11 protein-coding genes and 1 pseudogene are annotated in these 13,489 nt (G+C 60.6%); 8 read left to right on the forward strand and 4 right to left on the reverse strand.

What is annotated here, in order from left to right; translation table 11 throughout:
- From JNL55_RS30205 to JNL55_RS30240, 8 genes and pseudogenes are all read left to right on the forward strand, one after another.
- A pseudogene (locus JNL55_RS30205) lies at window positions 1–234 on the forward strand (3-hydroxy-5-phosphonooxypentane-2,4-dione thiolase LsrF); the annotation flags it as partial.
- A gap of 1 nt (window position 235) precedes the next feature.
- On the forward strand, window positions 236–937 hold the full coding sequence (locus tag JNL55_RS30210) for a ribulose-phosphate 3-epimerase (RefSeq protein ID WP_293863348.1): 702 nt from the start codon (window positions 236–238) through the stop codon (window positions 935–937).
- Window positions 934–2,898, forward strand: coding sequence for a bifunctional aldolase/short-chain dehydrogenase (locus JNL55_RS30215; RefSeq protein WP_293863350.1), 1,965 nt, complete (start codon window positions 934–936; stop codon window positions 2,896–2,898). The genes JNL55_RS30210 and JNL55_RS30215 overlap by 4 nt, the downstream gene beginning before the upstream one ends.
- A 10-nt stretch (window positions 2,899–2,908) precedes the next feature.
- Window positions 2,909–3,580 (forward strand): D-lyxose/D-mannose family sugar isomerase, encoded by a 672-nt coding sequence (locus tag JNL55_RS30220; RefSeq protein WP_293863352.1) that lies wholly within the window; start codon window positions 2,909–2,911, stop codon window positions 3,578–3,580.
- Window positions 3,581–3,586: 6 nt separating this feature from the next.
- Window positions 3,587–4,762: a hypothetical protein gene (locus JNL55_RS30225; RefSeq protein WP_293863354.1), complete on the forward strand. Its 1,176-nt coding sequence runs from the start codon at window positions 3,587–3,589 to the stop codon at window positions 4,760–4,762.
- A complete protein-coding gene (locus tag JNL55_RS30230) occupies window positions 4,762–6,144 on the forward strand; it encodes a sugar porter family MFS transporter (protein ID WP_293863356.1) in 1,383 nt (460 codons plus the stop codon). The genes JNL55_RS30225 and JNL55_RS30230 overlap by 1 nt, the downstream gene beginning before the upstream one ends.
- A 112-nt stretch (window positions 6,145–6,256) precedes the next feature.
- Complete coding sequence (locus tag JNL55_RS30235) at window positions 6,257–6,811, forward strand: BON domain-containing protein (RefSeq protein WP_293863358.1); 555 nt, start codon at window positions 6,257–6,259, stop codon at window positions 6,809–6,811.
- 82 nt (window positions 6,812–6,893) lie between these two features.
- On the forward strand, window positions 6,894–8,282 hold the full coding sequence (locus JNL55_RS30240; protein WP_293863360.1) for a C13 family peptidase: 1,389 nt from the start codon (window positions 6,894–6,896) through the stop codon (window positions 8,280–8,282).
- Here the strand turns inward: JNL55_RS30240 and JNL55_RS30245 are convergent, their stop codons facing one another.
- From JNL55_RS30245 to JNL55_RS30260, 4 genes are all read right to left on the reverse strand, one after another.
- Complete coding sequence (locus tag JNL55_RS30245; protein WP_293863362.1) at window positions 8,283–9,941, reverse strand: alkaline phosphatase family protein; 1,659 nt, start codon at window positions 9,939–9,941, stop codon at window positions 8,283–8,285.
- Window positions 9,942–10,038: 97 nt separating this feature from the next.
- Window positions 10,039–11,811, reverse strand: a complete 1,773-nt coding sequence (locus JNL55_RS30250) for an IlvD/Edd family dehydratase (protein ID WP_415923189.1) — start codon at window positions 11,809–11,811, stop codon at window positions 10,039–10,041.
- The gene (locus tag JNL55_RS30255) at window positions 11,801–12,688 is read right to left on the reverse strand and encodes an SMP-30/gluconolactonase/LRE family protein (protein ID WP_293863366.1); all 888 of its coding nucleotides are present in this window, start codon (window positions 12,686–12,688) and stop codon (window positions 11,801–11,803) included. Before JNL55_RS30255 ends, JNL55_RS30250 begins: the two co-directional genes overlap by 11 nt.
- Before the next feature lie 31 nt (window positions 12,689–12,719).
- Window positions 12,720–13,481, reverse strand: a complete 762-nt coding sequence (locus JNL55_RS30260) for an SDR family NAD(P)-dependent oxidoreductase (protein WP_293863367.1) — start codon at window positions 13,479–13,481, stop codon at window positions 12,720–12,722.
- Window positions 13,482–13,489: the final 8 nt, after the last annotated feature.

Here is a 13,489-nt window from a genome sequence, read left to right on the forward strand (position 1 = left end):
CCCGTCGTGATGGCGGGCGGCAAGAAGCTACCCGAGTTGGAGGCGTTGACCATGGCTTACAACGCCATTCAACGCGGTGCCGCCGGTGTGGACATGGGCCGAAACATTTTCCAGAGCGATGCACCGCGCGCCATGATGCAAGCCGTCCATAAGGTGGTGCACAACAGCTTCAAGCCCAAGGAAGCGCATCAGCTGTACTTGTCGCTGAAGGACGAAGAGTTGAAGGTGCATTGAGATGGCGCGTTCGCCCCTCGTTGATCGATTGCGCGCCTCCGCGCCTCAGATCAGCGTTGGGGTGCTGACGGCGGATTGGCTCAACTTGGGCTCGCAGCTACAGGCCATCGAGAGTGCCGGTGTCGAGCTGTTGCATTTCGATGTGATGGATGGCGTCTTCTGTCCCATGCTCACTTTGGGCGCGCCGGTGGTTGCTGGGCTCAAAACTCAGCTGCTGAAGGACGTGCATCTGATGATCGAAGATCCCCTGAGTAAAGTAGAGGGATTCGTCGCCGCTGGCGCCGACATCATCACGCTGCACGTCGAGTCCACGCGTCATATTCATCGCGTGCTACAAGCCGTGGGAAAACTGACCAATGCCAACGATCCGAATCGCGGCATCGTTCGTGGCATTGCTCTGAATCCAGGCACGCCGCTGGAAGTCATCGATCCGCTCCTCGGCGAGTTCGAGATGGTGTTGTTGCTTGCTGTGAATCCCGGCTGGGGCGGCCAGAAGTTCATCGCCTCCACCTGCGATCGAGTCAAACGAGTCCGCGAGATGGTTCGCGACACCGCTCTGATCTGCGTCGATGGCGGCATCACCAAAGACAACATCGCCAACATCTCGCGCCTGGGGGCGGACATCATCGTCACCGGCAGCGCCGTGTTCGATGGCAAATCCCCGTTCGAAAACGCCAAGCTCATGATGGACTCGTTGCGATGAACAGCCTGTGGAACGACCAGGAGGCAGCGCGATTCCAAGGGCTGTTGGGTCAACGGGTGTACACCTCACGCTTGCTTGGCCGCGATCCGTCGCTGGTGCTCCACGGCGGCGGCAACACATCGGTCAAGCTGCAGGAAACCAGTGTTTTCGGCGAGGCTGAAGATGTTCTTTACGTAAAGGGCCGCGGTGCCGATTTAGCGACTATCGACGCAATGGGATTTTCCCCATGTCGTTTACGGAGGTTGTTACGTCTGGTGAGTCTGAGCGAGCTGTCCGATGAGCAGATGGAAAGCGAGCTCAAATTGTCTTTGACACGCGCCGCGGCCCCGGCGCCTTCGGTGGAGACGCTGCTGCATGCTCTGCTGCCGCAGCGGTTTGTGGATCACACTCACGCCGACGCGCTCATCGCCGTCATGAATTCGCGCAACGGTTTCGAACGGCTGCAAGAGATCTACGGCTCGCTGGTCGTGGTCATTCCTTACGCCATGCCCGGCTTCAAACTGGTGCGACTGTGTCGCGAGATTCTGGCGAAGGAAGCCACTCGAGAAACCGTCGGCGTGATACTGATGCATCACGGTCTGTTCACGTTCGGCGAGACGGCGAAACAATCGTACGAACGCATGATCGAGCTGGTCACCAAAGCGGAAGATTATCTCGCCGCTCATGGTGCCGGCCGCACTGAGTGGCCAGCTCAAAGTCCCGTGGCCACATCGCGTCTGGAAATCTCAGCGCTGCGCAGGGAGGTGAGCTGTGTAGACGGGTCGCCAATGGTATTGGCGGTGCACTCGGACGCGCAGTCATTAGGGTTCGCTCGACGCTCCGACGTGGTCGAGCTGTCTCAGCGTGGCGGTGTCACGCCGGACCATGTCATTCGAACCAAACGGGTGCCCATGGTCGGCCGTGATGTTTCCGCTTATGCGGCGGCCTATCGAGACTACGTTCGATTCCACACCAACGAGCGGTCGCTGGCCGCCGTCGATCCTGCGCCGCGCGTGATTCTCGACCGTGAACTGGGCATGGGCGTGCTCGGTCGGAGCGCGGAAGATGCGCAGGTGGCTGAGAACATTTATCGGCACACCATCGACATCATCGTCAGCGCCGAAAAGCTCGGCGGGTGGCGGGCGCTGCCGGCCAAAGATTTTTTTGATGTGGAGTTCTGGGATCTGGAACGCACCAAACTTGCCAAGCCGAATCCCGACGCCGTGTTTCTCGGTGAAATTGCGCTGGTGACGGGAGCAGCCTCCGGTATCGGCAAAGCTTGCGTTGATGCCTTGCTCGAGCGGGGCGCGGCGGTCGTCGGGTTGGATGTGTCGCCGGCGGTCAAACAGCTGCACGATCGCAAGAGTTATCTAGGGATCGAGTGCGATCTCACCAGCGAAGAACAAATCAATGCCGCGCTGGATCGTACCGTGCGCACCTTCGGGTCGGTGGACATGCTGGTGCTCAATGCCGGCATCTTCCCCAAGAGTTCACCCATCGCGTCCATGCCCACCGAAGTGTGGCGCAAGACCATGACCATCAATCTGGATGCGAACCTGATTCTGATGCGCGAGTGCTATCCGTTGCTCAAGCTGGCGCCGCGCGGTGGGCGAGTCGCGATCATCGGTTCGAAGAATGTGGCCGCGCCTGGGCCCGGAGCAGCAGCGTACTCCGCTTCCAAATCCGCGGTTCAACAGCTCGCTCGCGTGGCAGCGCTCGAGTGGGGTGGGGACCGTATTCGGGTGAACTGTCTGCATCCCAACGCAGTGTTCGATACAGGAATCTGGACGCCCGAAGTGCTCGCCGCACGCGCGGCGTCTTACAACCTGAGTGTGCAGGAATATAAAACCAATAACGTCCTCAAGGTCGAGGTCACGAGTAGAGATGTGGCAGAGCTCGCAGCCGAGCTGTGCGGTCCGCGCTTCGCCAAGACCACCGGTGCTCAGATTCCGGTGGATGGCGGCAACGAGCGAGTCATCTAACGGGGGAACGATGAGGCGGTCAGAAATCAATGCGCTGATCGACGACGCGATCACGCTGCCACACGATCACAATGTTCGCTTGCCGCCGTTCGCTTATTGGAGTCCCGCAGAGTGGGCCACGAAAGGCGCGGAGTGCGACGAGATCAGGCATTGCAAACTGGGCTGGGACATCACCGACTTCGGCTCCGGCGAGTTCGACAAAGTCGGCTTGGTGGTGTTCACGGTTCGTAACGGACACCATCAGCGCGCTCCGTACAATCAAAAGCCTTACGCCGAAAAGATTCTGGTGATCCAGGAGAACCAACACACTCCCATGCATCACCACGTGCGCAAGTCCGAAGACATCATTTGCAAGTCGGGCGGCAATTTGCTGATCCGCCTGTTCAACCGCGCTGACAACGGCAAGTTGGCGGATTCCGAAGTGCAAGTGTCGCTGGACGGTGTGCGCCATCGCGTGCAGGCCGGGCATACGTTTCGGTTGCGGCCTGGCGATTCCATCACGTTGACGCCGTATCTGTATCACGAGTTCTGGGCCGAAGACGGCACTGGCACAGCTATCGTGGGCGAGGTCTCGTCGGTCAACGACGACGACGACGACAATGCGTTTTACGCCAAGGTCGGGCGCTTCCCCCGTATCGAAGAGGATGTGCCGGTCACGCACAAGCTGTGCACTGAATACTGAGCCGCCATGTCTCCGCAGCCGACCGTGAGGATCCAAGGGCAGGACTCGTTCCTGCTCCGGACGCGCGATGTCGAACTGGCCGTGACGCGCACTGGCGGAATGCTTGGGCCGGTCACCTTTTTTCCCAGGGATGAGCAGCCGATTCGGCCGTATGCAGTGGCGCCGTGGGCCGAAGAGTCAGTTCCTGCCGATGTACCGCCGATGCTCCGTGCGTTGCGAGGAGATTGGTTCTGCTCGGCGTTCGGTGAGAATGGTGAGCCTCACGCCGGTCAGCGACTGCCGCCCCATGGCGAGACGGCGAATCGCGATTGGCAGGAGATTGGCCGCGGCGAGACGACCGAAGGCTGCTGGTTGCGGCTGGGTGTCGCGATGCCTCTGCAAGGCGGTGTTTGCGAAGCCACCACCGCCTTGTTGTCCAATCAGTCCATCGTTTATCAGCGCCATGATTTGCGAGGACTGACCGGGCCAGTGAATCCCGGGCATCACGCCACGTTGGCTTTCCCTGATGAAGAAGGCACCGCGCGGCTGTCGTTCAGTTCGCTGCTGCATGCGCAGACCTATTTCGAACCGACTGCGCTACCGAAGGATCGCGGTTATTCGTGGCTCAAGCCGGATGCGGACATCGCGGACCTGCGCGATGTTCCGTGCATCGACGGTTCGTCCACCGATCTCACTCGTTACCCCGCCCGTCGTGGCTTCGAGGATCTGGCCATTCTGTGTGCCGATCCGGCGCAGGAGTTCGCTTGGTCCGCGGTGACTTGTCCGGAACAGCGCTATGTTTGGTTTGCATTACGCGATCCCAAACAACTGGCAGCGACGCTGCTGTGGTTTTCCAACGGAGGCAGGCACTTCGCGCCCTGGAACGGCCGGCATATCAATGTGCTTGGAGTCGAAGACATCACTGCCTTCTTTCATGTCGGTGCGGCGGCCTCCTGTCGCGAAAATTTCCTGAGCGCGCGAGGGATTCAGACCTGTCTGCACTCGGACGCGCGGGGTCGGCTGTCGATTTCTTACATTCAAGGCGTGGCGCACATTCCACCGGATTTCGATTGTGTCGCCGACATCGAAGGTCACTGGAGAGATAACAACATCGTGCTACGAGCGGAGTCGGGCGCGGCGGTGGCGGTGCGCTGTCACCTCGATTTTCTCCGCATGGGCACTTTGCCGGGGCTGGAACCGTAATGACACAAACACTCAGCGCTACTCTGATCCGCACGGTCTTCGTGGCCGCACTTGGCGGCTCACTCCTGGGCTTCGACACGGCAGTGATCGCCGGTTCGACGCAAGGGTTGACGCACGTCTTCGCGCTCACACCCTCCGAGCTGGGCTTCACAGTATCGGCTGCTTTGTGGGGCACCGTGCTCGGCGCAATGGCGGCCGGTTCATTCGGTCGTGTGCTGGGCGGACGCACCAGTCTGCTGATTCTGGCATCGTGCTATTTGATCTCCGCATTGGGATGCGCCTTTTCGACGTCGTGGACCTGGCTGCTGATATTTCGTTTCATCGGCGGCCTCGGCATGGGTGGCTCATCGGTGATTGCGCCGGTGTACATCGCTGAGATCGCGCCGGCGGAATGGCGCGGGCGATTGGTGGGCACATTCCAGATCAATATCATCGGCGGCATTCTGATCGCCTACTTGTCGAACTATGTGATCGGTCTGTTCGCACTCGGCGCGCTCGAGTGGCGCTGGCAGCTCGGCATCGCGGCGGCGCCGGCGGCACTGTTCTTAGTGATGTTGATCGGAATTCCGCAAAGCCCGCGATGGCTGGTTGCTCAGGGGCGAGTTGCAGAAGCCGAAGAGGTGTTACGGAAGTTGGGCTCCGGCAAGCCGCTGGCCGAGTTGGCAGCCATCCGTACTTCGTTGCAGGCCGATGGCGGACCGAACGCGGATCGGTTGCTGCAATGGAGATTCCGCCGGCCCATCCTGCTGGCGCTGGTGCTGGCCATGTTCAATCAGCTCATCGGCATCAATGCCGTGCTCTATTACTTGAACGATATTTTTGCCATGGCCGGCTTCGATCGGACGTCGCAGAATGCTCAGGCCGTGGCTGTGGGCGCGACCATGCTGATCTCGACGCTGGTGGCGCTGAGCTTGATCGACAAGTTCGGTCGTCGCACGCTGTTGTTGGTTGGCTCGGCCGGATTGGCGGTTTGCTTGACCGGCATCGCGACCATCTTCTACACCCACCAGTACCAGCACTTGCTGCTGATCTTGCTGGTCGGCTACGTTGCGTTCTTCTCGTTCTCGCAAGGCGCGGTGATCTGGGTGTACCTGAGCGAGATTTTCCCGGATCGGGTGCGCGCTCAAGGTCAGAGTCTGGGCAGTTCGACCCACTGGGTGATGAATGCCATCGTGTCAGCGGCGTTTCCGGTGGTGGCGACTCAGTCGCAGTCCGGGCCGTTCTTTGTGTTTCTGGTCATGGTGGTGCTGCAGTTTTTGGCCGTGTGGCTGTTCTTTCCTGAAACCAGCGGCGTGCCGTTGGAAGACATTCAACGGCGCCTCGGCATCACGGACTCCGACCGCGAACGCACCGTGGCGCAAGTGGCCCGCGAGACTTCATAGCGAACGATTTCGCTCACGCGCCGTGGTCACTTGCCCGGCGCTTGGAACTTCGCATTGGCTGACTCATTCCCAAGTATTCGCAGCGTGAGTCTGCGACTCTCGGAGTCGAGTCATGCGTCAATTGAGACATTGTTCTTTTCTAGTAGGTCTATTTTGTATCGTTGGAGCGGCGGCTGCTCAGCCTCAGACCGGAGCGATCAACGATCATGAGCTCACGTCCAAAGTCGAGGCGGCTCTAGCCAGCGACCGTTCCATCAAAGCACGAGACATCGACGTTGAAACCCGGGACAGCGTGGTGCAACTCAGCGGTTTCGTGGATTCGGAGAATGAGCGGACGGCGGTCGTTATGCGAGCTCGGTCGGTGAGCGGTGTGGCTGAGGTTCGGGATGATCTGAGCATTCGCAACGACGATCGTCCGGCCAAGGAACCGGTGTCGGATACCGTCATTGCCGCCAGGGTTCGCGATAGCCTCGGTAACGTCAAGCTCGCTAAGGACAGTGACGTCAATGTGGAAGTGAGTAAGGGTGTGGTTCAGTTGAGCGGCTTCGTCAATACCGCTGAGGAAAAGGCCCGGGCCGGGGATGCTGCCAGTGCAGTGGCCGGCGTGCGAGATGTGGAGAATCACATCGCACTGACGGCGGAGAACGAGAAGGTTCCCAAGCAGTAGGGCGCTCGATTTGTGACTGGCCCGGCAACGAGTCCGGGCCAGTGCTGCTAAGCTGAGCCGCTACGCTCAACCTGGCAGCCGAATGCTTCCTGAATCTGCAACGCCTCCGGAGACGTCCGCGCACGAGGTAGCCTCGACTGGCTCGTCCTTCGGTCAATGGCTCCGCGCGGCATTACGTTTCGTTACATTGCGCCGGGTTGACGGCGCGGCGCTAACAGGCGGCTTCGTCTCGATTGCAGCCCCGGCGCTATTGGCGCTCGCGATCTGGGCCGGAGCCGACTGGCTCAACAACGCGCCGGATCCTGACTTTTACCCATACGGCGCGCCGGCACTCGCCTGGTTCGTGCTCGCGGCGTTAGTAGTCGCAATGATCTTCGCAGTGAGATCGCGCCCGGCGATATCGATCGCCAAGGTTTGCTCGTTACTTGCTCTGCTCGCGCCAATCTTGGTAGCCGCGCAGTTTGCGATTGAACGCTACATCCCTGAGCGCTGGACTGATTGGGCTTATGCGGTGGTCGCGGCGTATGCCGTCATCTACTGCGCCGCCGGCCTGCGCTCGCTCACGGGCCAACGACAACTCATTGCACTACTAGGCGGAGCAACGGTTGCTTTCCTGGCGATCTGGCTAGGCGGTGTTCTTTACGTGAGCCCGGCGCTCTGGGCACCCGCCGGCAGTCTCGATGAAGACTACGCTGGCGAAGGCGATTGGGGCGCGTACGAAGCACTGTTATTCGAGCAGGCTGCGAGAATCGACGCCGCGGTAGATCGCTTGACCAGGCCCGCAGACGCAGCTTCAGTGAACTTCTTCGTAGGCTTCGCCGGCTTCGGCGATCAAAAAGTCTTTGCCGAAGAAATCAAATTCGCCGCAGAGCGCATCGCCGAGCGCTACGACACATCAGCCCGCACGCTGCTGCTAGTCAACGATCGGCGCGATCTAAACGAACAGCCGTTAGCCAGCGCTGCCGCTCTGAGCTACGCATTGAAAGGTGTCGCGACCAAAATGGATCTGGACCGCGACATACTATTCCTCGCCTTGTCCTCGCATGGCTCAGAAGACCCGCTGCTCTCCGTTACCAACGGCAGCATCCCATTCCGAAATCTCACCGGTGGTCTGCTGGCTCAAGCCCTGAACGAGTCAGGTATCAAATGGCGAGTGATCGTCATCTCCGCCTGCCATGCCGGCGCATTCATCGAGCCACTCAAGGACGAGCACACCATAGTGATTACAGCCGCCGCTGCGGACAAAACGTCCTTCGGCTGTTCCGACGACCGCGATCTCACCTACTTCGGTGAGGCGTTCTATCGAGACGCGTTACCGCAAGCCAAATCTCTGCGCGAAGCATTCGACACCGCGAAAGCTCTGATCGCCGAGCGTGAACAGGAAGAGGGTGTCGACGCTTCCTATCCGCAAGCTTATTTCGGCGAGCAACTCGAACAGCGGCTCGCCGAAAAAGCTAAAGCCGGCAGCTGATCAAGGCTGCACTACAGGTAGCACGCGCCCGTCAAATTCGCTGGCGGGAACATCGAGCCCGATCAGCTTGGCCAACGTCGGCGCGACATCGACAGTTTCCACGGCGGTCGGCTGTTCGAATCCCTTGATGCCTTTCCACCAGAACAGCACCGGCACGCGACGGTCGTAACCCCAAGGCGACCCGTGTGACGAGGTGTAATCGGTGTCCACGTTCTTGGGCTTGGGATACAAAGAAATATAAGGCTTGAGCAGCACCACCAGATCGCCCGAACGCTGCGGATTGAAGCTGGCCTTGGCACGTTCCAACAATGACCATTCATCCACCAGTCCCGAAGGCGGCGCGGCGGCGATCAGTTCGTTCTTGGTGAATACCGCTTGCACCTGCGGATGCTCGCGATACAACCGAGCGGCGGCTTCGATCACGCCAGGTCGGCGATCGGCCGGAATGCCGGCGTTCAGATAGATATCGTTGGCGAATTCTTTGCCGCCCAGAAGCACCGGCTTCGGCAAACCACCAAGCTGTTGTTGAAGAGTCGCGCTGGCGTTCGCGGCGAACAGCTGCTCATCAATGCGTTCCGCTGTAGTGACGCCGCGTTCGCGATTGCGCTCGGTGACATCGACGCCGCCGTGATCTGCAGTCAAAGCGACGATGTAAGGAATACCGGTCTGATCCAGGCCGCTCAGGAACCGGCCGATCGATTGATCGAGCGCGAGTTGCTGAGTGCACATCTCCGCGCCTTCGGTGCCGTAGTAATGACCGGCATAGTCGGTGCCGGAGAAACTGACGGCGAGCAGATCGATCGAGTCCCCGCGGCCGAGCTTGAAACTCTTCAACGCTGCGAGGGCTGCGTCCACTGTGAACGAATCCATCGCTGGGGTGGCTCGCCAGCGCCGCGAGTTGGCAGGAAGCTTTTGCAGAGTACCGACGGAAATATCATCGGTAACCTTGGTCGAACGCGACTTCGCTGCGCACGCCGACGGCAGTTTGGGCGTCGTCGGCTGGCCGTACGATTTGCGCAGGTTCGCGTTGACCGTGGTGGCAATCGATTTGGGAATGCTCGATTCCTTACCGTCGTAAGTGGTGAAGCCGCTGTTGGTCCACCACAGTGTCAGATCGGCGTTGTGACCGCCGAGCATCACCGCGGATCGGTCCTTGCCGGAGACGGCGACCACTCGCGTCGTCGGGTCACGAGCCTTCATTCGGTCGCCCAGCGTGGGCACCAGCAATGAATCGGACGAAATCACTTTCTTGCTGGCGTCGCTGCCGGCAGCGCCCGGCTTTTCCACGCAGTAGACAGTGAAGTTCTCTTTGCCGTTATCGGAGCGCGGCAGCGACGGGTCCTGCCAATCGTTGGCGATGATGCCGGTGCGGCCGGGGCGCGCGCCGGTCAGGATCGTGGAATGACCCGGGCAGGTTTCAGTCGAGGCATGGCTTTGATGGCCGCGTGCAAACACCGCACCGCCGGCCAATCGCTTCAGGCCGCCCTGATACAGCGGCCGATATTCGGCGAACACATCGGCGGAGAACTGGTCGACGGCGATGGCCACGACCAGCTTGGGGCGAGGCGGTTCGGCCGCGTGCAGCGGCAGGGCGAGCAGTCCAGAGAGCGAGCCGAGGGACAGGCAATGCGCGATTGCCGAGCGGAACGATGGCTTCATTGAGTAGAGCAAGCTGGGTTGATTGTCCTAATCTTAACCAAGCGTGCTGCATTTGTGTGTCGCCGGGGTGACCGGCGCCCAGGTCAATGGTCAGTGGTCAATGATTGTGTCGCGGCGTCTTGTTGGCGACTTGTCGATATTTCAAAGCCATTTCCATCACGCCGCCCTGATCCAACTGGCTGACGGTGGCGCGGTACAGCTCCTGCCACGGTGTCGCGCTCTCCGGAACCGGCGGGATGCCATCCTGCTTGCGGCGGGCGATTTCCTCGTCCGAGACCAGCATGTCACAGCGAGCCTGATTCAGATCGATGCGAATGATGTCGCCGGTGCGCAGCCAGGCGAGACCGCCGCCGGCGGCACTTTCTGGCGAGGCATTCAAAATCGAAGGGCTGTCTGACGTGCCCGATTGGCGGCCATCGCCGATGGTGGGCAGGCTGGCGATGCCTCGCTTCAGCAAAGCATCTGGCGGCTGCATGTTCACTACTTCGGCAGAACCGGGCCAACCGAGCGGACCGGCGCCGCGAATCACGAGCACGCTGCGTTCATCGATGGCGAGCGCAGGATCGTTGATGCGCGCTCGATAATCATCGGAGCCGTCGAACACGATGGCACGGCCTTCGAACACGTTGTCATGGCCGGAGGCGGACAGGTAGCGACGCTGGAAATCTTCGGTGATGACGCTCGCTTTCAGAATGGCGAAGTCGAACAGGTTGCCGCTCAACACGACGAAGCCCGCGCGCTCGCGCAAAGGTTTGTCGTAGGTCGTGATCATTTCGCGATCGCGGCTGGCACGGCCACGAACGTTCTCACGCAGGCTGCGACCAGTGACCGTCATCGTATCGGCGTGCAACTTGCCAGCTTCGATCAGCTCGTGAAGCACGGCGGGCACACCGCCAGCGCGATGGAAACGTTCGCCCAGATATTTTCCGGCGGGCTGCATGTTGAGCAGTAACGGAATGTCATGGCCGTACTTGGTCCAGTCCTGCGCGTGTAGTTCGAGACCTGCGTGGCGAGCCATTGCAGTGAGATGCGGTTGCGCGTTGGTCGAGCCGCCGAGTGCCGCGATAGCAGTGATGGCGTTCAAGAAAGATTCGCGCGTCAGGATCTTGGACGGACGCAAATCGTCGTAGGCCATTTCAACAGCGCGACGGCCTGTTTCGTACGCCATCTGGCCGCGCTCTCGATACGGCGCGGGAATCGCGGAGCAACCCGGTAGTGATAGGCCGAGCACTTCAGCGACTGCGTTCATGGTCGACGCCGTGCCCATGCTGTTGCAATGACCAGGCGATGGCGCGGAGGCCGCAGCTGCATCGAGGAACTCTTGCTCAGTAATCTGGCCTGCAGCCAGGCGGCGGCGGCTTTTCCAGATCACCGTGCCGGAGCCGACGAGTTCGTCTTCGAACCAGCCATCCAGCATCGGGCCGCCGGATAAAACAATCGCCGGAATATCTACCGTCGATGCCGCCATCACGGCAGCGGGCGTGGTCTTGTCACAGCCGGTGGTGAGCACGACGGCGTCGATGGGGTAGCCGTGCAGAATCTCCACCAAACCGAGGTACGCCAGATTGCGATCCAGCGCTGCGGTGGGACGCCGACAGTTTTCGAAGATGGGATGCGTTGGGAATTCCATCGGAATGCCACCGGCATCGCGAATGCCTTCCTTCACGCGCGCAGCCAGATCGACATGAATGCGATTGCACGGTGTGAGATCGCTACCGCTCTGCGCGATACCGATGATGGGCTTGCCGCTGGTCAGTTCCTTGGGCGTCAGGCCGTAGTTCATGAAGCGCTCCAGATACAGCGCCATCATGTCGATGTGATCGCGGGCGTCGAACCAATCCTGAGAGCGGAAGCGGCGCTTAGCCGTCATAACGAACCTCATTGGGAGCCACGCCGGCGCTGTCGACGCGCGTTGCGAACAACCCTCCCGCCAGCGGTTGGGTGGCGAGCTGTTCTTTCGACAAGCCCTTCCACGCGGTAGTGATGTACAGAGTGCGCAGGTCGGCACCCCCGAAAGCGACCTTGGTGCAGTTGGCGACCGGCAAATCGATGGTCTCCAACAACTGGCCTTCGGGCGAATACCGCTGCACGCCCCAGCCGCCGAACAAACCGATCCACACGTTGCCCGCGGAGTCGACGGCCGCGCCGTCCGGGTACGCGCCGGGCTGGGTGATGTGAGTGAAGACGCGTCGATGAGCGAGGTCGCCGTCTTTCAAGTCGAAGGCGTAGATGACTCGTTCCAAAGTATCGACGTGATACAAGGTGCGGCCATCCGGGCTTACCGCCGGTCCGTTGGTGATGACGTAGTTGGTGTCGCAGCGTTTCAAGCCGCGCGTGTCGAAGCGATACAACGAGCCGGTGGGGTGTGACTCGTCGTTGTCCATGGTGCCGAACCACAAGCGGCCGTGAGCGTCGACATAGCCGTCGTTCAGACGATTGCGCGGCCGATCCGAATCGACGCGCACGATCAGCTCGAACTTGCCGGTCGCGGCTTCGAAAGAATATAGACCGCTCTTCATGCCGGCGACGAAGCGTCCACCTTGGCCTTTGACGACCGGGGCTTTGACGATGAAGCCGACTTCCTCGGGCGTCTGCCAGGACGTCAATGCACTGCTACGAGTGTCGAAGCGATGGATCTGCCGACCTTTGATATCGACGAACCAAACAGCATGATCCGCTGCCGACCAGAGCGGACCTTCACCGAGTTGCGCGCCCACGGCGCAGACACAATCGACTTTGCTGCTCATGGCCACATCCGTGATGTTAGAGAGTTACGCGCTACCGCCAACCGGCGTCGACGAAGTATTCGTGGCCCGTGCACATGCGGGCATCGTCCGAAGAAAGAAACACGATCATGTTGGCCACGTCGGACGGTTCGACGCGGGCCTTGATGCATTGTAGGCCGAGCATGCGCTGCTCTTCATCCGGGGTGTGCCACAGCTTCATCTGGCGCGGCGTGCGCACTCCGCCAGGGATGACACAGTTCACGCGGATGCCAAACGATCCCAAGTCGCGGGCCAGGGCTCGCGTCAAACCTTCGATGCCGGCTTTGGCCGTTTGATAGATGGTCAGGTCCGGCAGCGCCAGATGCCACGATACCGAGCCGAGATTGACGATGGCGCCGCCACCGGCGGTCTTCATGTCTTCGACCACTTGCTGTGCGCAGAACAACAAGTGGCGCAGGTTCACAGCGATGCGATCGTCCCAGTATTTCTCGGTGATGTCCTGCAAGGCGTGGCGGTCATCGTTGGCTGCGTTGTTCACCAGGATGTCGACGCCGCCGAGGTCGGCGCGAATGCGCGGAAACAATTCGTGAATGGCGTCGACGCTCTTGAGGTCGCAGCGGTAGTAGCGAGGCGGCGTGCCGCTCGCGGCGAGCTTGCGCTCCAGCTCCTTCGAGTCATCGTCGGCGATGTCGAGGAACGCCACGCGCGCGCCTTGTTGAGCAAACGCTTCGACGATGGCAGCGCCAATGCCGGAACCGCCACCGGTGACAATGACGCGCTTGTTACGAAGCGAGGGGTAAACGGTGTGAGACATAAATGAGC

This window comes from Steroidobacter sp. (assembly GCF_016790065.1).
Taxonomy (GTDB): domain Bacteria; phylum Pseudomonadota; class Gammaproteobacteria; order Steroidobacterales; family Steroidobacteraceae; genus Steroidobacter.